This is a genomic window from Ancylobacter dichloromethanicus, assembly GCF_018390645.1.
GTDB classification, from domain to species: Bacteria; Pseudomonadota; Alphaproteobacteria; order Rhizobiales; family Xanthobacteraceae; genus Ancylobacter; species Ancylobacter dichloromethanicus.
Genome location: NZ_JAHBGC010000038.1, coordinates 12799 through 39298 on the forward strand (window position 1 = coordinate 12799; position 26500 = coordinate 39298).

Annotated in this window: 20 protein-coding genes; 16 read left to right on the forward strand and 4 right to left on the reverse strand. The window is 69.9% G+C overall.

Annotation, left to right across the window (positions count from 1 at the left end):
• Positions 1-50 precede the first annotated feature (50 nt).
• On the reverse strand, positions 51-947 hold the full coding sequence (locus KHC23_RS16380) for an MBL fold metallo-hydrolase (RefSeq protein ID WP_213373780.1): 897 nt from the start codon (positions 945-947) through the stop codon (positions 51-53).
• 129 nt (positions 948-1076) lie between these two features.
• On the opposite strand from KHC23_RS16380, the gene murD reads away from it, so the two are divergent.
• From murD to ligA, 15 genes are all read left to right on the forward strand, one after another.
• On the forward strand, positions 1077-2498 hold the full coding sequence (gene murD, locus KHC23_RS16385) for a UDP-N-acetylmuramoyl-L-alanine--D-glutamate ligase (protein WP_213373782.1): 1422 nt from the start codon (positions 1077-1079) through the stop codon (positions 2496-2498).
• 78 nt (positions 2499-2576) lie between these two features.
• Positions 2577-3749 carry a putative lipid II flippase FtsW gene (gene ftsW, locus KHC23_RS16390; RefSeq protein ID WP_213373784.1) on the forward strand — a complete coding sequence of 391 codons (1173 nt, stop codon included), beginning with the start codon at positions 2577-2579 and terminating at the stop codon, positions 3747-3749.
• Between the two features lie 8 nt (positions 3750-3757).
• Positions 3758-4870 (forward strand): undecaprenyldiphospho-muramoylpentapeptide beta-N-acetylglucosaminyltransferase, encoded by a 1113-nt coding sequence (murG, locus tag KHC23_RS16395; protein WP_246544689.1) that lies wholly within the window; start codon positions 3758-3760, stop codon positions 4868-4870.
• Between the two features lie 111 nt (positions 4871-4981).
• Positions 4982-6394 (forward strand): UDP-N-acetylmuramate--L-alanine ligase, encoded by a 1413-nt coding sequence (murC, locus tag KHC23_RS16400; protein WP_213373786.1) that lies wholly within the window; start codon positions 4982-4984, stop codon positions 6392-6394.
• Positions 6391-7311 (forward strand): UDP-N-acetylmuramate dehydrogenase, encoded by a 921-nt coding sequence (murB, locus tag KHC23_RS16405; RefSeq protein ID WP_213373788.1) that lies wholly within the window; start codon positions 6391-6393, stop codon positions 7309-7311. Before murC ends, murB begins: the two co-directional genes overlap by 4 nt.
• 34 nt (positions 7312-7345) lie before the next feature.
• The gene (locus KHC23_RS16410; protein WP_213373790.1) at positions 7346-8266 is read left to right on the forward strand and encodes a D-alanine--D-alanine ligase; all 921 of its coding nucleotides are present in this window, start codon (positions 7346-7348) and stop codon (positions 8264-8266) included.
• A 95-nt stretch (positions 8267-8361) separates the two neighbouring features.
• The gene (locus KHC23_RS16415) at positions 8362-9246 is read left to right on the forward strand and encodes a cell division protein FtsQ/DivIB (protein WP_213373792.1); all 885 of its coding nucleotides are present in this window, start codon (positions 8362-8364) and stop codon (positions 9244-9246) included.
• Complete coding sequence (gene ftsA / locus KHC23_RS16420; RefSeq protein ID WP_246544690.1) at positions 9243-10565, forward strand: cell division protein FtsA; 1323 nt, start codon at positions 9243-9245, stop codon at positions 10563-10565. Before KHC23_RS16415 ends, ftsA begins: the two co-directional genes overlap by 4 nt.
• Before the next feature lie 87 nt (positions 10566-10652).
• Positions 10653-12356 carry a cell division protein FtsZ gene (gene ftsZ, locus KHC23_RS16425; protein ID WP_213373794.1) on the forward strand — a complete coding sequence of 568 codons (1704 nt, stop codon included), beginning with the start codon at positions 10653-10655 and terminating at the stop codon, positions 12354-12356.
• A 316-nt stretch (positions 12357-12672) separates the two neighbouring features.
• A complete protein-coding gene (lpxC, locus tag KHC23_RS16430; RefSeq protein WP_213373796.1) occupies positions 12673-13611 on the forward strand; it encodes a UDP-3-O-acyl-N-acetylglucosamine deacetylase in 939 nt (312 codons plus the stop codon).
• Positions 13612-13831: 220 nt separating this feature from the next.
• Complete coding sequence (locus KHC23_RS16435) at positions 13832-14743, forward strand: outer membrane protein assembly factor BamD (RefSeq protein WP_246544691.1); 912 nt, start codon at positions 13832-13834, stop codon at positions 14741-14743.
• 144 nt (positions 14744-14887) lie between these two features.
• Positions 14888-16564, forward strand: a complete 1677-nt coding sequence (gene recN / locus KHC23_RS16440; RefSeq protein WP_213373798.1) for a DNA repair protein RecN — start codon at positions 14888-14890, stop codon at positions 16562-16564.
• A 116-nt stretch (positions 16565-16680) separates the two neighbouring features.
• A complete protein-coding gene (locus KHC23_RS16445; protein WP_213373800.1) occupies positions 16681-17841 on the forward strand; it encodes a glycosyltransferase in 1161 nt (386 codons plus the stop codon).
• Complete coding sequence (locus tag KHC23_RS16450; protein WP_271188580.1) at positions 17838-19403, forward strand: glycosyltransferase family 39 protein; 1566 nt, start codon at positions 17838-17840, stop codon at positions 19401-19403. The genes KHC23_RS16445 and KHC23_RS16450 overlap by 4 nt, the downstream gene beginning before the upstream one ends.
• Before the next feature lie 95 nt (positions 19404-19498).
• Positions 19499-21733 carry an NAD-dependent DNA ligase LigA gene (gene ligA, locus KHC23_RS16455; protein ID WP_373878495.1) on the forward strand — a complete coding sequence of 745 codons (2235 nt, stop codon included), beginning with the start codon at positions 19499-19501 and terminating at the stop codon, positions 21731-21733.
• 75 nt (positions 21734-21808) lie between these two features.
• Here ligA and KHC23_RS16460 read toward each other — a convergent pair whose 3' ends face one another.
• The 3 genes from KHC23_RS16460 to KHC23_RS16470 form a co-directional block, all read right to left on the reverse strand.
• Positions 21809-21961, reverse strand: a complete 153-nt coding sequence (locus KHC23_RS16460; protein WP_213373806.1) for a DUF3309 domain-containing protein — start codon at positions 21959-21961, stop codon at positions 21809-21811.
• 127 nt (positions 21962-22088) lie between these two features.
• Positions 22089-23921, reverse strand: a complete 1833-nt coding sequence (locus KHC23_RS16465; protein WP_213373808.1) for an aminopeptidase P family protein — start codon at positions 23919-23921, stop codon at positions 22089-22091.
• Between the two features lie 188 nt (positions 23922-24109).
• Positions 24110-25474 (reverse strand): aspartate aminotransferase family protein, encoded by a 1365-nt coding sequence (locus KHC23_RS16470; protein ID WP_246544692.1) that lies wholly within the window; start codon positions 25472-25474, stop codon positions 24110-24112.
• Positions 25475-25575: 101 nt separating this feature from the next.
• On the opposite strand from KHC23_RS16470, the gene KHC23_RS16475 reads away from it, so the two are divergent.
• The gene (locus tag KHC23_RS16475; protein ID WP_213373810.1) at positions 25576-26433 is read left to right on the forward strand and encodes a LysR family transcriptional regulator; all 858 of its coding nucleotides are present in this window, start codon (positions 25576-25578) and stop codon (positions 26431-26433) included.
• The last annotated feature ends 67 nt before the right edge of the window (positions 26434-26500 follow it).

Consider the following 26500-nt stretch of genomic DNA (forward strand, 5'->3'; position numbering starts at 1 on the left):
CCCGGGGATGACGTCGCCACGGAGGCGCACCGGCTCTTCGGCGCCGAATATCAGGGCAGCGCCAGCACCTTCTTCACATTATTGGCGTGAACCGCCTCATAGGGCGCGAAATAGGTGAGCGTGCCGCTGCCGAGGTCGCCGGCGATGAAGGTCGACAGGTCCTGGTCGGCCAGCGCCATGTCGATGCGGGTGTGCAGCAGCTTGTTCACATAGCGGATCGTGGCGTCGATCAGCTCGGGGCCGTAGCCGCCCGCCGCGATCATCTCGGGCGCGCCGTGATTGGGCAGGATGCGGGCATAGCCCCATTGACGGATCCGCTTCAGTTCCTCGACATGCACGCCGAGGCGCTCCGGCTCGGCGACATAGGTGATCGGCTCCTCCAGCGTGTCGCCGGCCAGCATCAGGCCCAGTTCCGGCAACAGCAGGATCAGCCCGTCATGGCTGTGGATCTCCGCCGGCTCCAGCCTCACGTCGAGCCGTCCGACCTTCAACTCCGTCGGACCGGTGACGATACGGTTCGGCATCACCAGCGGGAAGATCGGTGGGTCGCCATTCTCCAGCGCGACGCGGTTCGCCGCCAGCGCCCGCTCGGTGCTGTCGAGGGCGATGATCTCGCATGTGGCGAAGGCGCCGTTGCCGGCGACATGGTCGTCGTGCCAGTGGCTCAGGACGACGCGGATCGAGGTCACGCCAGCCTCTTCCAGCGTCTGTCGCATCAGCCGCGCATGGGTCAGCGAGATGTGGGTGTCGTAGACCAGCGCCTCCGTGCCCTCGACCACCGCATAGGCGCACACGCCGAGCGCATAGGCGCCGTCATCGAGCCAGTTCGGCGCCGCCGAATGCGCTCGCGCGCCATCGATGCGCCCGTCATAGAAGGCGTAGACGTTGGGATGGGGCCGCAGCACCCGCAGGGTCGAACCGAGAGGAAGCAGGGCGAGGGCGGACATGGCGAACTCACGGGCTAGAGACGGAAACGCTGTCGTGGCGAGCGTCGATCATTTCATCGGTCGGCGAAATGCGCTAGCCAGTGACGCCCGCGCGAGCTTCCCCGGGCGTCTTGTTCGAGGTCGCCTCGCATGATTCCCGTTACTTCGTTCAAGGACCGCGCCGTCGCCCTTTTCGGTCTCGGCGGGTCGGGGCTCGCCACCGCCCGGGCGCTGATCGCCGGTGGGGCCACGGTTACGGCGTGGGACGATTCACCCGCTTCAGTGGAGAAAGCGGCGGCGGAGAGTATCCCGACTGGCGATCTGCGTGCGGCGGACTGGTCCGGCTTCGCCGCGCTGGTGCTGGCGCCGGGGGTGCCGCTGACCCATCCCGCGCTGCACTGGACGGTGCAGGCGGCGCAGGCAGCCGGGGTCGAGATCATCGGTGATATCGAACTGTTCTGCCGCGAACGGCGGCGTGCCACCCGCCGCCCGCCCTTCGCGGCGATTACCGGCACCAATGGCAAGTCGACGACGACGGCGCTGCTGGCTCACCTGCTGAAGGTCGGCGGACGCGACGTGCAGATCGGCGGCAATTTCGGCCCGGCCATCCTCGGGCTGGAGCCGCCGAAGCCCGGCCGGGTCTATGTGATCGAGTGCTCGTCCTACCAGATCGACCTCGCGCCCAGCCTCGATCCGGCGGTGGGCGTGCTGCTCAACCTCTCGCCCGACCATATCGACCGACACGGCACGATGGAGAACTATGCGGCGGTGAAGGAACGCCTCGTCGCCGGGGTGGAAGCGGGCGGCACGGCGGTGATCGGCGTCGATGACGACTGGTCGCGCGCCATCGCGGACCGGACCGAGGCGGCGGGCAAGCGGGTCGCGCGGATCTCCGTCCGGCAAAAATTGGAGGACGGCGTGTTTCTCGATGGCGCCGACCTTGTCGAATCAGAGCGAGGTCGGCGTAAGTTCACTTTTTCAATCAACGGCATAGGCTCCCTGCGTGGGGCGCACAACGCGCAGAACGCCGCCGCCGCCTATGCCGCTGCCCGCGCGCTCGGCCTCGCGCCGGAGGTGATCGCGGCCGGCATGGCGAGCTTTCCCGGCCTCGCGCACCGCATGGAACAGGTGCGCACCATCGGAAACGTGTTGTTCGTCAACGATTCCAAGGCCACCAACGCGGACGCGGCGGAGCGCGCGCTGACCTCGTTCGACGACATTTTCTGGATTGCCGGCGGCAGGCCGAAGGAGGGCGGAATCGAGCCCCTGCGGCCTTGTTTTCCAAGGATACGAAAGGCCTACCTGATCGGTGTCGCGGCCGACGAATTTGCCGCCACGCTGGGCGAGGACGTGCCGTTCGAGATCTGCGGGACGCTCGACGTGGCGGTGGCGCGGGCTGCAGAAGACGCTGCAAGCGCTGCTGCCATCTCCAAGCTGCAAACTGAATCGAACAAGCTGCCGGACGCGGTCGTGCTGCTGTCTCCCGCCTGCGCCAGCTTCGACCAGTACCGCAATTTCGAGGTGCGCGGAGACGCCTTCCGCGACCTCGTCAACGCCCTGCCGGAAGCGTGAGGCGCGCGCCCGGGCATTAAGCGCCCGTCAACCTTAACCGTCCGATACTCCGGCAACCTGTTTCCCGGAGTGGCGTACATGATATCGCGTGCCGAAAGGACGGTCGTCGGCGAGTGGTGGTGGACCATCGACCGATTGCTGCTCGGCGCTCTCGCCGCCTTGATGATCATCGGCATCGTGCTGGCGCTGGCGGCGAGCCCGCCGGTGGCGGCGCGCATCGGCATTGCCGACCCGTTCCACTTCGTGAACCGGCAGGTGATGTTCCTGGTACCGGCGCTCATTATCCTGCTCGCCACCTCGTTCCTGTCGCCGCGCAACATAAGGCGCATCGCGCTGGTGCTGTTCCTGCTCTTTCTCGGCCTGGTCTGCGCGACGCTGGTGGTCGGGCCGGAGGTGAAGGGCGCCCGGCGCTGGCTCACCATCGCCAGCGTCACCGTGCAGCCTTCCGAATTCCTCAAGCCGAGTTTCGTCATCATTGCCGCCTGGCTATTCTCCGAGAGCGTGCGGCGGCCGGAAATGCCGGGACAGTTCCTTGCCATCGGCCTGCTCGGCATGGTGGTGACGCCGCTGGTGATGCAGCCGGATTTCGGCCAGACCATGCTGGTCTCGCTGGTGTGGGGCAGCCTGTTCTTCCTCGCCGGGCTGCGCATCCTCTGGGTGGTCGGCCTTGGCGGCATCGGCGCCGCGGGGCTGTTCATCGCCTACAAGACGGTGCCGCACGTCACCCAGCGCATCGACCGCTTCTTGAACCCCGATTCCGGCGACACCTACCAGATCGACCTGTCGATCAACTCCTTCCTCAATGGCGGCTGGCTGGGGCAGGGGCCGGGCGAGGGCAGCTTCAAGAACGTCCTGCCGGACGGCCACACCGATTTCATCTTCGCGGTGGCGGGCGAGGAGTTCGGCGCCGTGCTGTGCCTGATGATCGCCGGCCTGTTCGCCTTCATCGTGCTGCGCGCGCTCGCCCGCGCCATGCATGACGAGGACCCGTTCGTGCGCTTCGCCACCGCCGGGCTAGCCATGCTGTTCGGGCTTCAATCCTGCATCAACATGATGGTGAACCTGCACATGATGCCGGCCAAGGGCATGACGCTGCCCTTCGTCTCCTATGGCGGCTCCTCGCTGCTGTCGCTGGCCTATGGCATGGGCATGCTGCTCGCCCTCACGCGCCGGCGCCCGCGCACGGCGACGCTGGCCGAGCTGGAACGGCTCGGCACAAGGCTCGGCGCGCCGATGCCGCGGCCGGCGTGAGGTCGGCGATGGCACCCGCCCCCCGTCCGCTCGTCATGCTCGCCGCCGGCGGCACCGGCGGCCATCTCTTCCCTGCCGAGGCGCTGGCCGGCGTGCTGGCCGCGCGCGGGATCGACGTCGACCTCGTCACCGATTCGCGCGCCGCCCGCTATGCCGGGCATTTTCCGGCGCGGCGATTGCACGTGCTGCCGGCCGAGACGGTGCGCGGGCGCTCGCCGGTGGCGCTGGCGCGCACCGCGCTCACGCTCGGCATGGGCTTCCTCAAGGGCTACCGGCTGATGCGGGCGATGAGGCCGGCCGTGGTGGTCGGCTTCGGCGGCTATCCCACCGTGCCGCCGATCCTCGCCGCGCATTATGCCGGCTTCCCGACAGTGATCCACGAGGCCAATGCGGTGATGGGGCGGGCCAACACGCTGCTCGCCTCCCGCGTCACCGCCATCGCCTCGGGCTATCCCGACATCTGCGCCGGCAAGCCCGCTCTTGCCGGCAAGGCGCAGCACACCGGCAATCCGGTGCGCCCCACGGTGATCGCGGCGGCTTCCGTGCCTTTCGCGCCGCTGACGCCGGGCGGGCCGATCGACCTGCTGGTGACAGGCGGCAGCCAGGGCGCGCGGGTGATGAGCGAGGTGGTGCCGGCCGGCGTCGAGACGCTCGACCCGTCCCTGCGCGGGCGGCTGCGTCTCGTGCAGCAGGCGCGGCCGGAGGATGTCGAGGCGGTGCGCGCCCTTTATGCCCGCCTCGGCGTGCGGGCCGAAGTCGAGCCCTTCTTCGCCGACCTGCCGGCACGGATGGCGAACGCGCATCTGGTCATCTCCCGTTCCGGCGCCATGACGGTGGCCGAACTCGGCTTGATCGGCCGGCCTTCCATCCTGGTGCCGCTGCCCGGCGCGCTCGACCAGGACCAGCTTGCCAACGCCACCGCGCTCGCCAATGCCGGCGGCGCGGTGCTGATGCCGCAGAGCCATTTCACCCCCGACAGCTTCGCCGAGCTGGTCGCCCGCCTCGCCGGCGCGCCCGGCCGGCTGGAGGCGATGGCGGCCGCCGCCCGCGCCATGGGCCGGGCCAACGCGGCCGAGCGCCTCGCCGCGCTTGTCCTCGCCATCGGCAAGATCGATGTCTAGAACCGCCCGCGCGCTTTGCATCAAAGGCCCGGTGACGGGCGCGGCGCGCTCGTCTATTGCTGCGCGCCGGCAAACGACGCCCGCCGCTGGCGCGGGCGGAAGGAAGATCGCATGAAGCTCCCGCTGTCTCTCGGCCCCATCCATTTCGTCGGCATCGGCGGCATCGGCATGAGCGGCATCGCCGAGGTGCTGCACAATCTCGGCTACACGGTGCAGGGCTCGGACGTCGCCGAGAGCGCCAATGTGAAGCGCCTCGCCGAGAAGGGCATCAAGGTGCTGATCGGCCACGCCGCCGAGAATATCGACGGCGCCGAGGTGCTGGTGGTCTCCACCGCCATACGCCGCGACAACCCCGAGCTGGTCGCCGCCCGCGCCAAGCGACTGCCGGTGGTGCGCCGGGCGGAGATGCTGGCCGAGCTGATGCGGCTGAAGAGCTGCGTCGCCATCGCCGGCACCCATGGCAAGACCACCACCACCTCGATGGTCGCCACCCTGCTCGACGCCGGCGGCTTCGACCCCACCGTCATCAATGGCGGCATCATCAACGCCTATGGCACCAATGCGCGCCTGGGCGATGGCGAATGGATGGTGGTGGAGGCCGACGAGAGCGACGGCACCTTCCTCAAGCTGCCGGTGGAGGTGGCGATCGTCACCAATATCGACCCCGAGCATCTCGACCACTTCAAGACCTTCGAGGCGGTGCAGGCGGCGTTCCGCAGCTTCATCGACAACCTGCCCTTCTATGGCTTCGCGGTGATGTGCACCGACCACCCGGTGGTGCAGGCGCTGGTCGGCCATGTCGAGGACCGCCGCGTCATCACCTATGGCGAGAACCCGCAGGCGGATGTGCGCATGGTCGATATCGACCTGCGCGGCGGCCTGTGCCGCTTCGGCGTGCTGTTCCGCGACCGCACCGGGGCGGTGGTGCACGAACTGCGCGACCTCGTGCTGCCGATGCCGGGCCGGCACAACGCGATGAATGCCACCGCCGCCATCGCGGTGGCGCACGAGCTCGGCGCCAGCGACGAGCAGATCCGCAGCGCGCTGGCCGGCTTCGGCGGCGTGAAGCGGCGCTTCACCCGCACCGGCGAGGTGGAGGGCGTCGCCATCTTCGACGATTACGGCCACCATCCGGTGGAGATCGCCGCCGTGCTGCGCGCCGCCCGCGCCTCCACCGAGGGGCAGGTGATCGCCATCGTGCAGCCGCACCGCTACACGCGGCTGCAATCGCTGTTCGACCAGTTCGCCACCTGCTTCAACGACGCCGATCATGTGATCGTCGCCGACGTGTATGCCGCCGGCGAGGCGCCGATTCCCGGCATCGACCGCGACCATCTGGTCGAGGCGCTGCGCGCGCGCGGCCATCGCTCGGTGATGGCGCTGCCGGGGCCGGAGGCGCTGGCGGGGCTGGTGCGGGGGCTGATGAAGCCGGGCGACTATGTCGTGTGCCTCGGCGCCGGCAACATCACCCAATGGGCCTATGCGCTGCCGGAGCAACTGGCGGCCGGGGAGCCGGCGGCGTGAGCTTTCCCGACCTCACCTCCGAGCTAGCCGCCCGCCTGCCGGATCTGCGCGGGCGGCTGATCGCCAACCAGCCCTTGGCCGAGCTGACCTGGTTCCGCGTCGGCGGGCCGGCGCAGGTGCTGTTCACCCCGGCCGACGAGGACGACCTCGCCACCTTCCTGAGAGGCCTGCCGGCCGAGATCCCGGTGACGGTGATCGGCCTCGGCTCCAACCTCATCGTCCGCGACGGCGGGGTGCCGGGGGTGGTGGTGCGGCTCGGGCGCGGCTTCGGCGAGATCGCGGTGGAGGAGGGGCACCGGCTGCGCGTCGGCACGGCGGTGCCGGACGTGAAGCTCGCCCGCGCCGCGGCGGAGGCCGGCATTGCCGGGCTCGCCTTCTATCGCGGCATTCCCGGCGGCATTGGCGGGGCGCTGCGGATGAATGCCGGCGCGCATGGCGGCGAGACCCGCAATCCCCTCATCGAGGCGAGGGGCGTCGACCGGGCGGGGAATGTGCGCCTCTTCTCCAATGCCGATTTCGGCTTCGGCTACCGCCATTCGCAGGCCCCCGCCGACGTGATCTTCACCCAGGCGCTGTTTCAGGGGCGGCCGGGGGCGACGGCGGAGATCCTCGCCGAGATGGACCGAATCACCGAGGCCCGCGAGGCCTCGCAGCCGATTCGCGAGAAGACCGGCGGCTCGACCTTCAAGAACCCGCCGGGCCAGAAGGCCTGGCAGCTGATCGACGCCGCCGGCTGTCGCGGCCTGATGCGCGGCGCGGCGCAGATGTCGACGATGCACTGCAATTTCCTGATCAACACCGGCGGCGCCACCGCCGCCGACATCGAGGGGCTCGGCGAAGACGTTCGCCGGCGCGTGAGGGAGCATTCCGGCGTCGAGCTGGAATGGGAGATCAAGCGCATCGGCCTTCCCGGCTGAACGCTGCGGCTCTGGAGCCGCCGAGGAGAAGTGCATGGGCAAGCATGTCGCCGTCCTGATGGGCGGCTGGTCGCCGGAGCGCGAGGTGTCACTGTGGTCGGGCGAGGCCTGTGCCAGGGCGGCGGAAAGCGTCGGCTACCGCGTCACCCGGGTCGATGTCGGGCGCGACATCGCCCAGGTACTTGGCGCGCTCAAGCCCGACGTGGCGCTGAACGTGCTGCATGGGCGGCCGGGCGAGGACGGGACGATCCAGGGCATCCTGGAGGTGCTGCGGATCCCCTACACCCATTCCGGCGTGCTGGCCTCGGCGCTGGCCATGGACAAGGCGCAGGCCAAGATCATCCTGGCCGCCCATGGCATCGCCGTCCCCGAGGGGCGGCTGGTGACGCGGGAGGAGGCGGCGCGCGCGCATGTTCTGCCGCGTCCCTATGTGCTCAAGCCCAATACCGGGGGCTCGTCGGTCGGCGTGTTCATCGTGCGCGAGGACCAGGAGCACCCGCCGCAGGAACTGAATCGGGTCGACTGGGGCTTCGGCGAGGCGCTGATCGCGGAGCGCTACATCCCCGGCCTGGAGCTCACCTGCGCCGTGATGGGCGACAAGGCGCTCGGTGTCATCGAAATCCAGTCCGACCTAAAGTTCTATGATTACGAGGCAAAATACGCTCCGGGCGGATCGCGCCACATTCTTCCGGCCCAAATTTTACCGATTATTTACCAAAAGGCGCAGATGTTAGCGGTTGAGGCGCATCGCGCGCTCGGCTGTCGGGGCATCAGCAGGTCGGATTTCCGCTACGACGACCGGACCGGGGACGAATCCGGTCTTGTCTGTCTGGAGGTCAACACCCAGCCCGGAATGACCGAGACGTCGCTTGTGCCCGAACTGGCAGCCCATGCGGGCCATTCGTTCGGTGAGCTTGTACGATGGATGGTGGAGGACGCTTCGCTCGATCGCTGACCCCGCGGCAGACGCCGGCGGGCAAGCGGACCGGCGCGGCCAGCGGCGAATCACTTCGAGGCGCGCGCGTCCGGGCACCGGCACGCCCTGCGCCGATGACCGAGCGCACTCGCCTTCTCGACCGGGCCATCATTGGCGGCCGGCGCTTCTTCGTCGGCCTGTCCGCCTCGCGCGCGGTCCGCCGCGGTGCCGGGCTCTGGCTCACCGCGCTGCTTTTCGCCGCGACCGGCATCTACGGCATGGAGCGCGGCGGCCACATGCCGGCGGCGATCGAGACCGCCCGCGACATGGGCGATGCCGCCGCCAACCTCGCAGGTTTCAAGATCGCCAACGTCAACCTTTCCGGCCAGAATCACGTCACCCCCGGCGACATCCTCGCCACTGCCGGGGTGAAGCCGACCTCCTCGCTACTGTTCCTCGACGCCGAGGGCGCGCGCATGCGGCTCGAACAGTTCGCCTGGATCAAGCGGGCCACGGTGCAGAAGCTTTATCCCGACCGGCTCGACATCCAGGTCGTCGAGCGCGAGGGCTTCGCGCTCTGGCAGAAGGACGGCAGGATCAACGTCATCGCCCGCGACGGCACGGTGATCGCGCCCTATTCCGACGATCCGCGCTATATCCGCCTGCCGATCGTGGTGGGCGACGGGGCGCAGACCCATGTGGTCGAGATCGTCGACGCGCTCAGCCTGGTGCCCGGCGTGCGCGACCAGGTGCGCGCCGCCATCCGCGTCGCCGATCGCCGCTGGACGCTGAAGATGCGCAACGGCATCGATGTGCGCCTGCCCGAGCACGGGCTGAGCGACGCGCTCGAACACCTCGCCGTGCTGGACCAGCGGAAATCGCTGCTGTCGCGGGACATCACGGTGGTCGATCTGCGGCTTCCCGATCGCGTCTCGGTCCGCCTTTCCGACGCGGCCTATGAGGCGCGCCAGGCCGAGCTGAAGGCCAAGGCCAAGACGAAGAAGGGCAGCAGCTCATGAGACCGCGCGCGCCCTTCGAGATCGCCCCGAAAATGCGGCCGCTGGCGCCGCGCCGCACCGGCGTGGTCGGCGTGTTGGAAGTCGGTACCTCCAAGATCGTCTGCATGATCGCTCGGCTGAAGCCGCGCGAGGCGACGTCGAGCCTGCGCCGGCGCACCCATTCGGTGGACGTGCTCGGCATCGGCCACACCAGCGCGCACGGCATCAAGGGCGGCACCGTCATCGACATGGAGCGCGCCGAGCACGCCATCCGCCGCGCGGTGGACGCCGCCGAGCGCATGGCCGGGGCGCAGATCGCTTCCGTCATCGTCTCGCTGGCCGGCGGCCGGCTCGCCTCCGAGCATTTCAATGCCGAGGTCGACCTGCCGGAGCCGTCGGTGGCCGAGGGCGACATCCGCCGCGTGCTCGACGCCGCTTCCACCTTCGCGGTCGGCGAGGGGCGTACCATCCTGCACGCCCTGCCGGTCGGCTACGCGCTCGACGGCGCCGGCGGCATCGGCGAGCCGCGCGGCATGCTGGGACGCCGGCTCGGCGTCGACCTGCACGTCGTCACCGCCGAGGCGGCCGCCGTGCGCAACCTGCTGCTGTGCATCGAGCGCTGCCATCTCGGCGTCGAGGCGATGGTGGCCGCGCCCTATGCGGCCGCGCTTTCGACGCTGGCGGACGACGAATCGGAACTCGGCGTGACGCTGATCGATTTCGGCGCCGGCACCACCACGGTGGCGGTGGTGGAGAACGGCCATTGCGTGCATGTCGACGGCATCGCCATCGGCGGCCAGCACGTGACCAACGACGTGGCGCGCGGCCTCTCCACCCGCCTCGCCGACGCCGAGCGGCTGAAGAGCCTGCATGGCGGCGTGATGGCGATGGGCGCCGACGAGCGCGAGATGCTGACCGTGCCGAGCATTTCCGACGACCATGACCTGCCGCGCGCCATCCCGAAGGCGCGGCTGGTGCGCATCGTGCGCCCGCGCGTCGAGGAGATCATCGAGCTGGTGCGCGACCGCCTGCTCGCTTCCGGCCATGCCACCGGGGCCGGCCGCCGCGTCGTCCTCACTGGCGGCGCGGCACAACTCACTGGCCTTGCCGAGCTTGTCGGCAACATACTGGGACCACAGGTGCGAATCGGTCGGCCGCTCGGTATCTCCAAGCTGCCGGAGGCGACGCGCGGCGCACCCTTCGCTGTCGCTACCGGGCTGCTTGTCTATCCCCAGGTCGCCGGTCTCGAACATTTCGAGGCCCGTCGCCGCCGCCTCTCGCAGGGCGACGGTTCTGGCTACTTTTCGCGCGTCGGTCACTGGCTGAGGGAGGCCTTCTGACGTGCTCCATCCAATCCGCGCCGGCGGAACCGGCACCACAGGGATCATGACGGGCCGCGCGCCCGCCGGCGTTAGGGGACACTAGAAATGACGATCAACCTCCAGGTACCGGACATCCGCGAACTGCGTCCCCGCATCACCGTTTTCGGGGTCGGTGGCGCTGGCGGCAACGCTGTCAACAACATGATCACGGCCGGCCTGACGGGGGTCGATTTCGTGGTGGCCAACACCGACGCGCAGGCGCTCACCCTCTCCAAGGCGGAGCGCATCGTGCAGATGGGCGTGGCCGTCACCGAGGGGCTGGGCGCCGGCTCGCAGCCGGAAGTCGGCCGCGCCGCCGCCGAGGAAGCGCTCGACGAGATCCGCGATCACCTCGCCGGCGCGCATATGGTGTTCATCACCGCCGGCATGGGCGGCGGCACCGGCACCGGCGCTGCCCCCGTCATCGCCCGCGCCGCCCGCGAACTCGGCATCCTCACCGTCGGCGTGGTGACCAAGCCCTTCCACTTCGAGGGCCAGCGCCGCATGCGCATCGGCGAGATGGGCATCAACGAGCTGCAGAAGGGCGTCGACACGCTCATCGTCATCCCGAACCAGAACCTGTTCCGGGTGGCCAATGAGCGCACCACCTTCGCCGACGCGTTCGCGATGGCCGACCAGGTGCTCTATTCCGGCGTCGCCTGCATCACCGACCTGATGGTGAAGGAAGGCCTGATCAACCTCGACTTCGCCGACGTCCGCGCCGTGATGCGCGAGATGGGCAAGGCGATGATGGGCACCGGCGAGGCTTCCGGCGAGCAGCGCGCCCGCCACGCGGCGGAGGCGGCGATCGCCAATCCGCTGCTCGACGAGGTGTCGATGCGCGGCGCCCGCGGCCTGCTGATCTCGATCACCGGCGGCAAGGACCTCACTTTGTTCGAGGTGGACGAGGCGGCGACCCGTATCCGCGAGGAAGTCGACCCCGACGCCAACATCATTCTCGGCGCCACCTTCGACGAGACTCTGGAAGGACTGATCCGCGTGTCGGTCGTCGCCACCGGCATCGACCCGGCGGTGATTCCCGAGCAGATCCCCCACATCATGAACAACCTGCCGGACGTCGGCGGGCGCCGGGTGTCGAACGCCGGCCGCGCCGCGGTGGAAGCCCGCCGCGACGCCGCCCTGCGCTCGGTCGCCTCGGCGCTCGACGCGGAAGATTTCGACATGCCCCACCAGGAGCCGAGCTTCGCCGCGGCGCCGGTCAACGACCACCTCTACGATTCGGAGCCGTCCTACGCGCCGGCTTCTGGCGCCATCGACGACGTGACGATCCGGCAGATGGCGCCCAAGCCCGCGCTCTACGCCGAGCCCGAGCCGGCGCCCTATAACGAGGCGGCCTACGAGGAGCACTCGATCGAGCCGTTCATCCCGCCGCAGGCCGAGCGCCCCGCGCCGCGCATGCCGCGCGTCGACGAACTGCCGATGCCGGCGCAGAACCAGATCCGCGCCGCCCGCGGCGAGATGACCGACCATCATCACGCCGACAAGAAGCGCATGACGCTGCTGCAGCGCCTCGCCAATGTCGGCCTCGGCCGGCACCAGGACGAGGAGGAGATGGAGCCCCCGGCGGACATGCGCCCCGTGGTGCGCCGCGCGCCGCAGCAGCCGGAGGGCCGCCCGCTCGCCGAGCTTCGCCCGGAGACCTCCGAATTCGCCAAGCGCCCGGCGGCGCGTCCCGCCGAGCCGCGCGCGGCGCGTCCGGCCGAGGACGACCATCTCGACATTCCCGCCTTCCTGCGCCGCCAGGGCTGAGAGCCGCAGAAGTGAGGAATCAGGCGGCCGCGGGCCGCCTGTTACAAGGCGTGTAACGCAGTGCAGCGCCCGGGTCGCGAGGCCCGGGCGTAACCTTTTGTAATTAAATGAGTTTTCAGGATTTTGCGTCAGCGTGGAAGCGGTAACAGAAGGTAAGCAAGCGTGATTTGGCGCGGACTCACCGCGCCGTTATCTTGCCAGCCAACGATAAGCAGCCGCCGCGGATTCGGTTCCGCAACTTTGTCAAAAGGGCGGCTTGGTGTTGGTTTTGGGGAATGGGGAGAGCGGATCGCCTCGCGCGTCCGCTTTGGGCCGAATGAACGCTGTACGGCAGACCACCCTTGGCGATGACGTGACGCTTTCCGGCGTCGGCGTTCATTCCGGCAAGATGGCGTGGATGCACCTTTCCCCCGGCGAGGCCGGCAGCGGCATCGTCTTCCACCGCAAGGACACCAACCAGTCGGTGCGCGCCTGCCGCGGCGCGGTGCGCGGCAGCGACCTCGCCACCGTGCTGCGTGATTCGAACGGCCCGGCGGTTTCCACCGTCGAGCACCTGCTGGCCTGCTTCGCCGGCCTCGGCGTGGACAATGCCCGCGTCGAGATCGATGGGCCGGAAGTGCCGATCCTGGACGGCAGTGCGGGCGATTTCGTGGCCGCCGTGGACGAGGCTGGCATCGTCGAGACCGAGCATGCCCGGCGTTACCTGCGCGTGCTGAAGCCGGTCCGCATCGAGACCGAGACCGGTTTCGGCGAGATCGCGCCCTACGACATGGGCTTCCGGCTGGAAGTCGAGATTGATTTCGACCATTGCGCCATCGGCCGCCAGCGTTTCGCCGCGACCATGTCGCCGGATGTGTTCCGCAAGGAACTGGCCGCCGCCCGCACCTTCGGCTTCGTGTCCGATGTGGAGCGGCTGTGGCAGGCCGGCTATGCGCTCGGCGCCTCGCTCGACAACACGATCTGCCTCGGCGAGGACGGCGTGATGAACACCACCGGCCTGCGCTACGCCGACGAGTTCGTTCGCCACAAGGCGCTGGACGCGATCGGCGATCTCGCCATTGGCGGCCTGCCGATGCTGGCCCGCTACCGCTCCTATCGCGGCGGTCACAAACTGAATTTCGCCGTCGTCGACGCGCTGCTCTCCGACCGTTCCGCCTATGAGATCGTCGAAGCCCGCATCCCGGCCCGCCGCACCGTCAGCAGCAATGCCGGCCTGGTCGCGGTCGCCGTTCCGGCCTACGCGCCGGAACTTTGAACCGTCGCGCGGATCGCGAGCCCGTTGCCGGCTCGGGTTCGCACCCCTCGCTATCGCTCCCCGACCGCGTCCGGCGCGCAACAGGTGGCATGAAATGGCGGCCGGTCGCCACTCTTTGCTCTTGGCATCCCAAGGCGCCATAATCCGGTCGGAAAGCCGCCTTAGCGCCTGATCGCGCACTCGGCGATGAAGCAGAGACCAGATCGGGATCGAACTTGTGATGCGTCTTCTCAGTCTCGGCCAGACGGTTCCCGGCAACGGAGCCACTCCCGCATCAGGCCGCCCAAGGGCGGCGAGGGCGGGCGTTTTCGCCGTGCGGCTCGTCGGGCTGCTGCTGGTCGGCGCTTCGCTCGGCGGCTGCGCCAGCTGGTTCGACACCAACAAGGAAGAGACGATCTACCCCGACGTCCCGGCCGAGCAGCGCTACAATGAGGGTCTGACCCTCATGCAGAAGAACGAATATAATGAGGCCATCACCCGCTTCGAGGACGTCGACCGCCAGCACCCCTATTCGGAGTGGGCGCGCAAGGCGCTGCTGATGGTGGCCTATATCAACTACACCCAGGGCAGCTACGAGGAGTGCATCGGCGCGGCGCGGCGCTACCTCGCGCTGCATCCCGGCTCGGAAGATGCAGCCTATGCGCAGTATCTCGTCGCGGCCTCCTATTTCGACCAGATACCCGACATTTCCCGCGACCAGCAGCGCACCCAGCGGGCGATGGATTCGCTGGAAGAGGTGATTCGCAAGTTCCCGAACACCGAATATGCCGTCAGCGCCAAGAAAAAGCTTGAGGTCGCCCGCGACCAACTGGCCGGCAAGGAAATGATGATCGGGCGCTATTACCTCGAACAGCGCAACTATGCCGGCGCCATCAACCGCTTCAAGGTCGTGGTCACGCGCTACCAGACCACCCGCCATGTCGAGGAGGCGCTGTACCGTCTCACCGAGGCCTATATGGCGCTGGGGGTGATGAGCGAGGCGCAGACTTCGGCGGCGGTTCTCGGCTACAATTTCCCCGACAGTAGCTGGTACAAGGACGCCTACAAGCTGGTCCAGTCGCGGGGCGTTGACCCGAAGATGAACGAGCAGTCCTGGATCGCCAAGGCCTTCAAGGGCTTCACCCTCGGCTAGAAACGTATGAAGAGGGGCGTGCTCCTCTTCCGGCGCGCCTTGATATGTGAGAACATAGCAGGAACGCGGGATGCGCACCGGCCTGCGTCCTGTTAGAAGGGCGCGTCGCGCCGTCCCGCGAGGAAACGTTCTGGAGCAACACGCATGCTGATCGCCCTGTCGATCAGGGATATCGTGCTGATCGAGCGGCTCGACCTTTCCTTTCATGCCGGCCTCACCGTTCTCACCGGCGAGACCGGCGCCGGCAAGTCGATCCTCCTCGATGCCTTCACCCTCGCCCTCGGCGGGCGCGGCGACGGCTCGCTGGTGCGCCACGGGGCGGCGCAAGGGCAGGTAACGGCCGAATTCGACCTGGCGCCCGACCATCCCGTTCGCGGGCTGCTGGCGGAAGCGGGCATCGACGATGACGGCGCCCTTGTGCTGCGGCGGGTGCAGCACGCGGACGGGCGCACCCGCGCCTTCGTCAACGACCAGTCTGTGAGCGCGCAGATGCTGCGCAATCTCGGCCGGCGGCTGGTCGAGATCCATGGCCAGCACGACGACCGGGCACTGGTCGATCCCGCCTCGCACCGCACCCTGCTCGACGCCTATGGCGGCCTCGTCCTTCTCGCCGAGGAGGTTGGCGCGGGCTGGCGCCGCTGGCGCGCGGCACGGTCGGAGGCCGCGAAGGAAAAGGACCGGCTCGATGAGGCCGCCAAGGAGGCCGATTTCATCCGCCATGCGGTGGAGGAGCTGGTTGCGCTTGCCGCCGAGTCCGGTGAGGAAGATCGGCTCGCGGCGCGCCGCACCGAGATGATGCGGTTCGAGAAGATCGCCACCGACCTCGCCGACGCGCAGGACGCCATCAGCGGCGCCAATTCGCCGGTCCCCGGGCTTGCGGCGGCGGTGCGCCGGCTGGAGCGGCGGGCCGGTGAGGTCGAGGCGCTGGTGCGGCCGGCGGTGGAGGCGATCGACGCGGCGCTGAACGCGCTCGACCTTGCCCGCACCCATCTCGACGTGGCGCTGCGCGAGGCCGACTTCGACCCGCATGAGCTTGAAAGGATTGAAGAACGCCTGTTCGCCCTGCGCGCGGCGGGGCGCAAATACGCCTGCACCGTGGACGACCTGCCCGCCGTGGCGGCGCGCTTCGCCGACCAGCTCGACGCGCTCGACCATGGCGCGGAGACGCTGAAGGGACTGGAGGCGCGCGCCGCCGAGGCCGAGGCGGCCTATCGCCAGATGGCGCGCGACCTCTCGATGAAACGCCACGCCGCGGCGGCCGCGCTCGACGACGCGGTGAACGCGGAACTGCCGCCGCTGAAGCTGGAGCGGGCGCGATTCATCACCGAGTGCCAGACCGATGAGGCCGACGGTCAGGCCGATGGGTACGATCGGATCGAGTTCTGGGTGCGCACCAACCCCGGCACCCGCCCCGGCCCGATGATGAAGGTGGCCTCCGGCGGCGAGCTGGCGCGCTTCCTGCTGGCGCTGAAGGTGGTGCTGGCGGACAAGGGCTCGGCCCCGACGCTGGTGTTCGACGAGATCGACACCGGGGTGGGCGGCGCGGTGGCGGACGCCATTGGCGGCCGGCTCGCCCGGCTCTCGGGCCGGGTGCAGGTGGTGGCGGTCACCCATGCGCCGCAGGTGGCGGCGCGGGCGGGCAATCATTTCCGCATCGCCAAGGAGGCAATGGCCGATGCCGACCGGGTGGCGACGCGGGTCGCCCCGCTGGCGCCCGACCATCGCCGCGAGGAGATCGCCCGCATGCTGTCCGGCGCCGAGGTGACCTCCGAGGCCCGCGCGGCCGCCGACAGGCTGCTGAAAGGGGCCGCCGCCGATTGATGCCGAAGGCGTGGCGCCAACCCGGCACGCCAACCGGCGCCACCCCGGTGGCGTTTCTCGCCGAGCTGTCATAATTGACGGCTAAATGACACCGTCCCTCTTGCCGCCGGCCGCACATGCCCTCATCGAATCTTTCCGCGCCTGCCGACGACGCTCCGGCCCCCGCCGGCCCCGCTTCGGCGCCGGGCCCCGCCGTGGCGCCCGATTTGACGGTCGTCATTCCCACCTTCAACGAGCGGGGCAATCTGCAACCGCTGATCGCGCGGCTGCACCGCGTGCTGGCGGGCCTCGCCTGGGAGGCGATCTTCGTCGACGACAATTCGCCCGACGGCACGGCGGACGCGCTGCGCGCCATCGGCCGGCTCGACCCGCGCATACGCTGCCTGCGGCGGGTGGGGCGGCGCGGGCTGGCCGGGGCCTGCATCGAGGGCATGCTGGCGGCGCAGGCGCCGGTGGTGGCGGTGATGGACGCCGACCTGCAGCATGACGAGAGCCTGCTGCCGCGCATGCTGGAGGCGATGTCCCAGGGGGCCGAGCTGGTGGTGGCGACGCGCTACGCGCCGGGCGGCGACGCCGACGGCTTCAGCGGCTGGCGCGGGCTCGGCAGCCGGCTGGCCACGCGGCTGGCGCAGCGCGTGCTGAAGGTGACCTCGTCGGACCCGATGAGCGGCTTCTTCATGCTGCGCCGCGACAGCGTCGAGCAACTGGCGCCGAAGCTCTCGACCCAGGGGTTCAAGATCCTGCTCGACATCCTCGCCACCTCGCGCGGGCGGCTGAAGGTGACGGAGCTGACCTACAGCTTCGGCGTGCGGCAGAGCGGCGACAGCAAGCTCGACAACCGGGTGCTGATGGACTTCCTCGGCCTCATCGTCGCCAAGGCCACCGGTGGCCTGGTCTCGCTGCGCTTCCTTTCCTTCGCCACGGTGGGCGCGGCCGGCCTTGTCGTGCATCTCGCCACGCTGCGGGTCGGCCTCGCCTTCGACCTGCGGTTCCTGGTGGCGCAGGCGATCGCCACGGTGGCGGCGATGACCTTCAACTATGTGCTGAACAATGTGCTGACCTATCGCGACCGCCGCCTGTCCGGCTGGGCGTTCCTGCGCGGGCTGCTGGCCTTCTACCTGATCTGCGGGCTCGGCGCGGCGGCCAATGTCGGCGTCGCCGACTGGGCGTTCTACCAGACCGAGAGATGGTGGCTGGCCGGCATCGCCGGGGCGTGCATCGGCGCGGTGTGGAACTACGCCATGAGCCGGGCGCTGGTGTGGAAGGACGCGGCGTGAGCGCGCCGTCCGCCGCTTCGCCCCCCTCCGGCGTCTCCGTCACCACCGCGCAGGCGACGCGCGGCGCGCTGGCGATCATCGCGGCGCTGCTGGCCTTCCGGCTGGCGCTCGCCGCCTTCGTGCCGCTGGTGCCGGACGAGGCCTATTACGCGCTGTGGGCGCAGGGGCTCTCGGCCGGCTATTTCGACCACCCGCCGATGATCGCCTTCTTCATCCGCGGCGGCCAGATGCTGGTCGGCGACACGGCTTTGGGCGTGCGGCTGCTGTGCGTGCTCTCGGTGATCCCGGCCAGCTTCTTCATCTGGCGCGCGGCGGAGGAATGGCTGGAGGACCGGAACGCCGGGGCGCTGGCGGCGGTGCTCTACAACGTCACCATCTTCGGTTTTCTCGGCATGACGCTGGCGACGCCGGACGCGCCGCTGGCGCTGTTCTGCGCCGCCATGGCGTGGGGAGCGGTGCGGGTGCTGCGCAATCCCTCGCCGCCGGCCTGGCTGGCCATGGGCGTGGCGACGGGGCTGGCGCTGCAGTCGAAATATTCCGGGCTGATGCTGGCCGGCGCCTTCGCGCTGGCGGTGCTGGCGCTGGCGCCGCTGCGGCGGCAATTGCTCACCCCCTGGCCGTGGGTGGCGGGGCTGGTGGCGGTGCTGGTGTTCGCGCCCAATCTGGCCTGGAACGCCGCCCATGATTGGGAAACCTTCACCAAGCAGGGCGGGCGGGTGACGGCGCAGGCGCGCTTCCGGCCGCAATTCCTGCCGGAATTCATCGGATCGCAGATCGGGCTGGCGACGCCGCTGGTCTTCCTGTTCGCCGTGATCGGCCTGCTGCCGCGCGGGGCGCGCGCCTTCCGCCCGGGCGGGGCGCGGGGGCTGCTCATGGTCCTGCTGCTGGTGCCCCTGGCCTATTTCGCCTGGCACTCGCTGCGCGGGCGGGTGGAGGGCAATTGGGTGGGCTTTCTCTACCCGCTGCTGGCCATCGCCGCGGCGGCGGGGCTGCTGGCACCGGCAAGGACGCCGGCCCGCTGGCTTGACGGCATCCACGGTGCCCGGCTGAGGCGGGCGACGGTGCCGCTGGCGCTGGGGCTGGTGCTGGCGCTGGGGCTCTACGCCCTGTTCCTTCCCACCCCGCTGGGGGGAGCGAAGGACGCGATACTGAGGATGACGCGCGGCTGGCCGGAATTCGCCGCCGCCATCGACGCCCGGCGGCGGGAGATCGGCGCCAGCGCGATCCTGACCAATGACTACCAGATGACGGCGATGCTGAAGCGGCAACTGCCCGGCGTGATGGTCCAGCAATTCGACGAGCGGGCGCGCTACGCCTTCATGGACGAGCCGGATGTGCTCGCCCAGCCCGGCCCGCTGCTGCTGGTGCTCTCCAGCTATCGCGGGTTCCAGCTGATCCACGAGACCTTTGGCGAGCGCCACGACCTCGGCGCGGTTTCGCGGGGCTATCGCGGCGTGACGCTGCCGCCCGTGCCGCTCTACCGGCTCGACCGCGCGGCCCCGCCCGCGCCGGCCAAGCCTACGCCGCCCAAGCCTACGCCGGCGGCGCCGGCCGCGCCCTGACCGGGCACTTGAGGCCGCCGCCGATTTCTGGAAAGGGAGAGGGAGCCCGGCGGGGTTCCCGCCCGTGCCAGCGGTGAATGCCAGCGGTGAGTGCCATGTCGCGACCTTCCACGCCTTCCGCCTCCGGCCTGCCGGGAGATGAACCCGGGGATGGCGCGCCCGCCGACGGCGCCCCCCGGGAGGTCGCGGCGCTGACCGCCGATGAGGCGGCGGCCGAGCACGCCAGGCTGGGCGAGGCGATCGCCGGCCACGACCGGCGCTATTATCAGGACGACGCGCCGAGCGTTTCCGACGCCGAATACGACGCGCTGCGCCGGCGCTACGAGGCGGTGGAGGCGCAGTTTCCCGAGCTGCGCGGCATGGACAGCCTGTCGGACAAGGTGGGCGCGGCGCCCTCCGCCAAATTCGCCAAGGTGCGCCACGCCGTGCCCATGCTCTCGCTCGGCAACGCCTTCACGGATGAGGAGGTCGAGGAGTTCGTGGCGAGGGTGCGCCGCTTTCTCGGCCTGCCGGCCGAGGCCGACCTCATCCTGACCGCCGAGCCGAAGATCGACGGCCTGTCCTGCTCGCTGCGCTACGAGAACGGGGTGTTCGTGCAGGCGGCCACGCGCGGCGACGGCTTCGAGGGCGAGGATGTGAGCGCCAATGTGCGCACCATCGGCGAAATCCCGCACCGGCTGAAGGGCGCGGACGTGCCGGGCATCTTCGAGGTGCGCGGCGAGGTCTATATGGGCCACGACGCCTTCGCCGCCATCAATGCGCGCCAGCAGGAGGCGGGCAAGCCGCTGTTCGCCAACCCGCGCAACGCGGCGGCGGGCAGCCTGCGCCAGCTCGACGCGAAGATCACCGCCAGCCGGCCGCTGCGCTTCTTCGCCTATGCCTGGGGCGAGGTGAGTGGGGGCGAACTGCCGGCCGACACCCAGTCCGGGGTGATCGAGGCGTTCGCGCGCTGGGGCCTGCCGACCAACCCGCTGACGGTGCGCTGCCATTCGGCGGCGGAACTGCTGGCGCATTACCACCGGATCGAGGAGGAGCGGGCGGGCCTCGGCTACGACATTGACGGCGTGGTCTACAAGGTGGACAGCCTCGCGCTGCAGGGCCGGCTCGGCTTCGTCTCGCGCTCGCCGCGCTGGGCCATCGCGCACAAGTTTCCGGCGCAGCGGGCGATTACCCGGCTGGAGCGGATCGAGATCCAGGTCGGGCGCACCGGCGCGCTGACCCCGGTCGCCAAGCTCACCCCGGTGACGGTGGGCGGGGTCGTGGTCTCCAACGCCTCGCTGCACAACGAGGATTATATCCGCGGCATCGGCGGCAGCGGCGAGCCGATCCGCGGCACCTTTGAAGGCGAGCCGATCGACATTCGCGAGGGCGACTTCGTGACGATCCAGCGCGCCGGCGACGTGATCCCGCAGGTGGTCAGCGTGGAACTGGAACGCCGGCCGGCGGAGGCGAAGCGCTATGAATTCCCCACGCTCTGCCCCGCCTGCGGCTCGAACGCGGTGCGCGAGGAGGGCGAGGTGGTGCGCCGCTGCACCGGCGGGCTGATCTGCCCGGCGCAGGCGGTGGAGCGCATCCGCCATTTCGTCTCCCGCGACGCCCTGGACATAGAGGGGCTGGGCGAGAAGCAGGTGCAGGCCTTCTTCGAGGCCGGGCTGGTGCGGCAGCCGGCCGACATCTTCACGCTGGAGGCGCGCGATTCGGCGCCCGGCGCGCTGACCCGGCTGAAGAATCGCGAGGGCTGGGGCGAGACCTCGGCGAAGAACCTGTTCGCCGCCATCGCCGCGCGCCGGCAGGTGCCGGTGAACCGCCTGCTCTACGGGCTGGGCATCCGCCATGTCGGCGAGACCAACGCGAAAAGGCTGCTGCGCCATTTCGGTACGCTGGAGGTGCTGCGCGAGACGGCGCGGGCGGCGGTGCCGCCGGGCGAGGAACACCCCAAGGGCAACGAGGCCTGGGCGGAACTGGTCGGCATCGAGGGCATCGGCGCGGTAGTGGCCGAGGCGGTGGTCGACTTCTTCGACGAGCCGAACAACCAGGCGGCGGTGGACGCGCTGCTGGGCGAGGTGACGCCGGAGCCGATGGAAGCCGTCGCCAGCGCCGGCGCGGTGAGCGGCAAGACGGTCGTCTTCACCGGCACGCTGGAGCGGATGACCCGCGACGAGGCCAAGGCGATGGCCGAGCGGCTGGGCGCCAAGGTGGCGGGCTCGGTGTCGAAGAAGACCGACTATGTGGTTGCCGGCGCCGATGCCGGCTCCAAGCTGACCAAGGCGCGCGACCTCGGCGTCGCCGTGCTGACCGAGGACGAGTGGCTGGCGCTGGCGTCGGGCTGAGCCGGCGGGTCCGAGAACGCAGAAAAGCCGCCGCGGGGGGAGACGCGGCGGCTTTTCCAGTCCGGCGTGCGACGGTCAGAGGCGGCCGGTAAGCATCATCACGATCAGGATCACCAGCAGGACGGTGACGAGACCGCTCGGGCCATAACCCCAACTGCGGCTGTAGCCCCAGCTCGGCAGGGCACCGACAAGTATCAGGATAAGAATAACAATAAGAATGGTCGTCATCTGCCTCTCCAGCAATCCCGTTACATCGGTCGCGGGAATAACGTCTCCGGCAGGCGAAGGTTCCATTGAACCTTTTTCGTCTCGCATCTATCCGTCGGGCCGGTAAAAACCGCTCGGGCGCCGCCCGTCAGCCCCCGAGCGGGGCGGTTGCCGCCTCCAGCCAGAGGCGCGTGCCCTCGTCGAGCAGCGGGCCGATTTCCGCCCGCACCCGGGCGTGATAGGCGTCGAGCCAGGCGGTCTCGTCCGGGGTGAGCCGTGCAGGCTCGATGCCGCGCCGGTCGAACGGGGCCAGCGTCAGCGTCTCGAAGGCCAGCAGCGCCTTTTCCGCCCCCTCGATCGCCGGGCCGTCGACCACGATCTCCAGATTCTCCAGCCGGATGCCGTAGGCGCCGGCCTTGTAGTAGCCGGGCTCGTTGGAGAGCACCATGCCGCGCGCCAGCGCCACCGTGCCGAGCCGGGAAATGCGCGCCGGCCCTTCATGCACCGAGAGATAGGCGCCGACGCCGTGGCCGGTGCCGTGGTCGAAATCGAGCCCCGCCGCCCACAGGTGCTGGCGGGCGAAGCTGTCGAGCTGGGCGCCGGTGGTGCCGCGCGGGAACACGGCGCGGGCGATGGCGATGTGCCCCTTGAGCACCCGGGTGAAGCGGTCGCGCATTTCCGCGCTGGCCGTGCCGACGACGAGGGTGCGGGTGACGTCGGTGGTACCGTCCTCATATTGCGCGCCGGAATCGATGAGGAACAGCTCGTCGGGCCGAACCGGCCGGTTGGTCGCCTCGCTGACCCGGTAATGCACGATGGCGCCATTGGGTCCCGCGCCGGAAATGCTGGGGAAGGAAATGTCCTTCAGCGCGCCGGTGTCGCGGCGGAAAGTCTCCAGCGCGCACACCGCGTCAATCTCGGTCAGCGTGCCCTTGGGCGCCTCGGTGTCGAACCAGGCGAGGAAGCGGGCGAGCGCCGCGCCGTCGCGCCGATGCGCGGCGCGCATGCCAGCCAGTTCCGCCGCGTTCTTCGCCGCCTGCATCAGCGCCACCGGGCTGGCGCCGCTGGAGACCTTGCCGCCGGCGGCCTCGATCCGCGCGGCGAGCAGCGAGGGGGCGGTCGACTGGTCGAGCCGCACCGTGGCGCCGCCCGACGCCGCCATTTCTACCGCGCGCTCCAGCAGCACCGGCTCGGCGATTTCGGTAAACTGCGCGAGGGCGTCGCGGGCAGTGTTGGAGAGCTTGCGGCCGTCGACGAACAGGGTCGGGCGCCCGCTTTGCGGCACCAGCGCCCAGGACAGCGGCAGCGGGGTGAAGGCGACGTCGCCGCCGCGAATGTTGAAGGTCCAGGCGACCGAATGCGGATCGGAGAGCACCAGCGCGTCGAGCTTCTGCTCGCCCAGCGCCGCCTGCACGCGGCCGATCTTGTCCGGGGCGCTCTCGCCGGCCAGCGCCGGGTCGCGCAGGGTGACCGGGGCCAGCGGCGCCGCCGGGCGGTCGTGCCACACCGCGTCCAGCGGGTTGCCGTCGACCGCGACCAGCGTCGCCCCGGCGCTGGTCGCCGCGCGGCGCAGCTTCTGCTCGCCCTCCACCGTGGTCAGCCACGGGTCGTAGCCGAAATGGGTGCCGGCGGTGAGGTGCTTTTCCAGCCAGCGCTCCGGCGCGGTCTCGGCCAGCGGCACCACCTCGAAGGAGGCGGGGTCGACCTGCGCGGCGGCCTGCAGCGTGTAGCGGCCGTCGACCACGATCGCCGCCTCGTCGCGCAGCACCAGGGCGACGCCGGCCGAGCCGGTGAAGCCGGTGAGCCAGGCGAGCCGCTCGTCGCTGGGGGGCACATATTCGTTCTGGTGCGCGTCGGCGCGGGGCACGATGAAGCCGTCCAGCCCGCGCCGCCCCAGTTCCTCCCGCAGGAGCCGGAGCCGGGCGGTGCCCAGAGCGGGGGCGGCGGAATCGGCGAAGGTCTGGAACTTGGCTTCGAACATGGATGGCCTTGGACAGGTGCTGCACGGGCAGATTTTCGCGCGATCAGACCATGCCCGGCCGGCGGATGCCAGCGCCGTTCCCGCCGTTGGCCGCCGAAGCGCTTTCCCTGGGTCCCGGATCGGCGCCCATCCTGTGCGGTTGTCCGGAACCCGGAGAAACGCCTTGGTAGCTGTCGCCGGTGACGGCGTCAGCGGGTGGCGGCGGTGATGGAATCGGAGACGATTTCCAGCCCGAGGTCGATCTCGGCCTCGCTCACGGTGAGAGCGGGGGCGATGCGGAACACGCCGCCCATGCCCGGCAGCTTGACGATGTTCATGCTGAGGCCGCGCTGCATCGCTTCCTCCATGATGCGGGCGCCGAGATCGAAGCCGGGTTCCTTGGTGGCGCGGTCGAGGACGATTTCCAGCCCGAGCAGCAGGCCGCGCCCGCGCACGTCGCCGACGCAGTCATGGCGCTGCTGGAGGGAGAGCAGGCCGTCCTTGAGCCGCTGGCCGCGCCGGATCGCCTGCTGCATCAGCCCGTCGCGCGCGACCACGTCCAGCACGGTGACGCCGACGGCGGCCGGCAGCGGGTCGGAGACATGGGTGGTGTAGAACAGGAAGCCCTTCTCGAAGGCCTGCTGCTCGATGGCCGGCGTGGTCATGACGGCGGCGAGCGGCAGGCCGGCGCCCAGCGTCTTCGACAGCGTCAGGATGTCGGGGGTGACGCCGTCGCGCTGGAAGGCGAACATGTCGCCGGTGCGGGCGATGCCGGTCTGCGCCTCGTCGAGGATGAGCAGCATGCCGCGCTCCTCGCATTTCTGCTTCAGCGCCTTGAGGTAGCCGGGCGGCAGTTCGAGAATGCCGCCGCTCGACAGGATCGGCTCGGCGATGAAGGCGGCCAGCGCCCCGGTCGACTGCCGGTCGATCAGCGAAAAGGCATCGTCCAGCTCGGTCTGCCAGTCATTGGAGCCGTCGGGATGGGTGAAGCGCGGGCGGTAGGAATTGGGCGCGGGAATGACGAAGGAGCCCGCCGCGACCGGGCCGTAGCCCCGGCGCCCGGCGCTGTAGGTGGCGGCGGCCGCCGCCCCGGTCATGCCGTGCCAGCTCTGCGCGAAGGCGACGACTTCATGGCCGCCGGTGACCAGCTTCGCCATGCGGATGGCGGCCTCGTTCGATTCCGCCCCGGTGGAGAGCAGTTGCACCCGCTCCAGCCCCGGCGCCAGCGCGGCGAGGCGCGCGGCGAGTTCCACCACCGGGCGCGAGAGCATGCCGGAGAACAGATGCGCGACGCGGCCCATCTGGCGCTCGACGGTGGCCACGATGTCGGGATGGGTGTGGCCAAGCACCGCGCTCATCTGGCCCGAGGTGAAGTCGAGAATGCCGCGCCCGTCGGCGTCATAGACGAAGCTGCCTTCCGCCCGCTCGACGATGATCGATTCGAAGCTCGGCCCGTAGCGGGTGAGATGCCTGCCGGCGGCCGCCCAGAAGGCGGGGTCGGCGTTCCGCGATTCGGCGTTCAAGGATTCCGCGTTCAGCGGCTCGGCGTTCAGCGGCGCGGAATTCAGCGGCATGGGATCACCCTCGAATGGCCATGGGACAAGTGCTAGCGGCGCTTGCCCTGCCAGGCAAACTGATATTCCTTCACTCCGCTATCGAGAGAATTGATACCCACATGCCGAAGCCGCCGGATCTCGACCTCGCACTGCTCAGGAGCTTCGCCATCGTGGCGCGCACGGGGTCGATCAGCGGCGCCTGCCTGCAGATCGGCCGCACCCAATCGGCGCTGAGCATGCAGATGCACCGGCTGGAGAGCGCCATCGGGCAGCCGCTGCTGCACCGCAGCGGCTCCGGGGTCCGGCTCACCACGGCGGGCGAGAAGCTGCTGGTGCATGCCGAGGCGCTGCTGGCCCGGCACGACGAGATCCTCGCCGACATGGTGGGGACGGGCCTGCGCGGCTCGGTGAGCTTCGGCTGCCCGGAGGACTATTCGGCCGCCTTCCTGCCCGAACTGCTGCGCGGCTTCTGCGCCCGCCATCCCGAGGTCGAGCTGCGCATGGTGTGCGCGCCGACGCTGGAGTTGCGCCCGCTGCTGCACCGCCGGCAGATCGAGATGGCGCTGGTCTCGGTCCCCGATCCGGCGGGCCGCGAGGTGATCAGGCCGGCGGAATTGGTCTGGGTGGCGAACGAGCCGCAGCCGGCGGTGCTGCGGCAGGCCAGCCTGCCGCTGGCGCTTTCCGCGCCGTTGACGCTCGACTACCGCGCCGCCTGCGCGGCGATGGAGGCGGTGGGGCGGCGCTACCGGGTGGCCTTTGCCAGCAACAGCCTCGCCGGGCTGATCGCCATCGCCCGCTCCGGCCATGCGATCAGCGTGCTGACCGGCATGGCGGTGCCGGCGGACCTGCATGTCGTGACCGCCGGGGTGCCGGCGCTGCCGCGCATCGGCATCGCGCTGGAATATGCCGACCCGCGCCCCTCCCTTGCGGTGCGGGCGCTGGGGGGGCACATAGGCGCGGTGCTGCCGACGCTCTGACAAGGCGGCGCGGCCGGCTTTGCCGGTCCGGCGCCCGGGCGAATGTCGCGCCGGCCTCGCCAAACCG

Excerpts from the sequence above, each read along its gene's own strand:
- KHC23_RS16470 (WP_246544692.1), bottom strand. The coding sequence starts at position 25,474 with ATGCCGCTGAATTCCGCGCCGCTGAACGCCGAGCCGCTGAACGCGGAA.
- murD (WP_213373782.1), top strand. The coding sequence starts at position 1,077 with ATGATTCCCGTTACTTCGTTCAAGGACCGCGCCGTCGCCCTTTTCGGT.
- ftsW (WP_213373784.1), top strand. The coding sequence starts at position 2,577 with ATGATATCGCGTGCCGAAAGGACGGTCGTCGGCGAGTGGTGGTGGACC.
- recN (WP_213373798.1), top strand. The coding sequence starts at position 14,888 with ATGCTGATCGCCCTGTCGATCAGGGATATCGTGCTGATCGAGCGGCTC.
- KHC23_RS16410 (WP_213373790.1), top strand. The coding sequence starts at position 7,346 with ATGGGCAAGCATGTCGCCGTCCTGATGGGCGGCTGGTCGCCGGAGCGC.
- ligA (WP_373878495.1), top strand. The coding sequence starts at position 19,499 with ATGTCGCGACCTTCCACGCCTTCCGCCTCCGGCCTGCCGGGAGATGAA.
- KHC23_RS16435 (WP_246544691.1), top strand. The coding sequence starts at position 13,832 with ATGCGTCTTCTCAGTCTCGGCCAGACGGTTCCCGGCAACGGAGCCACT.
- lpxC (WP_213373796.1), top strand. The coding sequence starts at position 12,673 with ATGAACGCTGTACGGCAGACCACCCTTGGCGATGACGTGACGCTTTCC.
- KHC23_RS16460 (WP_213373806.1), bottom strand. The coding sequence starts at position 21,961 with ATGACGACCATTCTTATTGTTATTCTTATCCTGATACTTGTCGGTGCC.
- KHC23_RS16445 (WP_213373800.1), top strand. The coding sequence starts at position 16,681 with ATGCCCTCATCGAATCTTTCCGCGCCTGCCGACGACGCTCCGGCCCCC.
- ftsZ (WP_213373794.1), top strand. The coding sequence starts at position 10,653 with ATGACGATCAACCTCCAGGTACCGGACATCCGCGAACTGCGTCCCCGC.
- KHC23_RS16415 (WP_213373792.1), top strand. The coding sequence starts at position 8,362 with ATGACCGAGCGCACTCGCCTTCTCGACCGGGCCATCATTGGCGGCCGG.
- KHC23_RS16475 (WP_213373810.1), top strand. The coding sequence starts at position 25,576 with ATGCCGAAGCCGCCGGATCTCGACCTCGCACTGCTCAGGAGCTTCGCC.
- KHC23_RS16380 (WP_213373780.1), bottom strand. The coding sequence starts at position 947 with ATGTCCGCCCTCGCCCTGCTTCCTCTCGGTTCGACCCTGCGGGTGCTG.
- KHC23_RS16465 (WP_213373808.1), bottom strand. The coding sequence starts at position 23,921 with ATGTTCGAAGCCAAGTTCCAGACCTTCGCCGATTCCGCCGCCCCCGCT.
- ftsA (WP_246544690.1), top strand. The coding sequence starts at position 9,243 with ATGAGACCGCGCGCGCCCTTCGAGATCGCCCCGAAAATGCGGCCGCTG.
- murG (WP_246544689.1), top strand. The coding sequence starts at position 3,758 with ATGGCACCCGCCCCCCGTCCGCTCGTCATGCTCGCCGCCGGCGGCACC.
- murC (WP_213373786.1), top strand. The coding sequence starts at position 4,982 with ATGAAGCTCCCGCTGTCTCTCGGCCCCATCCATTTCGTCGGCATCGGC.